The 592-nt window shown below is 47.3% G+C and carries 2 protein-coding genes; both read left to right on the plus strand.

From position 1 onward, the window contains the following. Positions 1-365 (plus strand): hypothetical protein (locus ACTHUE_RS19895; RefSeq protein ID WP_440424268.1); only part of this gene is annotated, 365 nt, incomplete at its 5' end. Continuing rightward, positions 343-592: hypothetical protein (locus ACTHUE_RS19900; protein ID WP_440424269.1), on the plus strand; the 250-nt coding region annotated here is incomplete at its 3' end. The genes ACTHUE_RS19895 and ACTHUE_RS19900, both read left to right, overlap by 23 nt.

The following is a 592-nucleotide window of genomic DNA, read 5'->3' on the forward strand; positions in this document are numbered from 1 at the left end:
GTGTGTGTGGGGGGTGGGTGTTGGTTTTTTTTTTGTTGGGGTTGGTGTTGTTTTTGTGTGGGTGGGTGGTTGGGGTTTTGGGTGGTGGGGGTGTTGGTGTTGGTGTGGTTTTGTTGTTGGGTGGGGTGTGTTTTGTGGTGGTGGTGGGGTTTGTTTTGGTGGTTGTGGTGGGTTTTGTTGTTTGTTTTGTGGTGTGTGTGTTTTTTTGTCGTGGGTTGGTTGTGTTTGTGTTGTTGTTGGTGGTTGGTGTTTTGGTTGGTTTGGTTTTGTTGGTTGTTTTGGTGTTGGTGTGGTGGTGGGTGTGTTGTTTGGTTTTGTTGTGTGGTTGGGGTGGGTGTGGTTGTGGGTGGGGTGTTTGCTTGTGATTTGGGTGTTGGTGGTGGTTGTGCTTTTTTTGTGGGCTTTGGTGGTTTTGTCTTTGTTTGTGTTTTTTTTGGGTGGGGGATTGTGTGGGTTTGTGGTTGTTGTGCTGTTGGTGGGTTTTTGTGTTTTGGGGTGGTGGGTTTTTGTGCTTTTGTGGTTGGGTGGTTGTTGGTTGTGGTTGTGGTTTTGTTTGGCTGGGTGGTGTTTACCGTATTAGTATCGTTGGTAT

The sequence above is a fragment of the Neisseria sp. P0021.S005 genome (assembly GCF_051956955.1).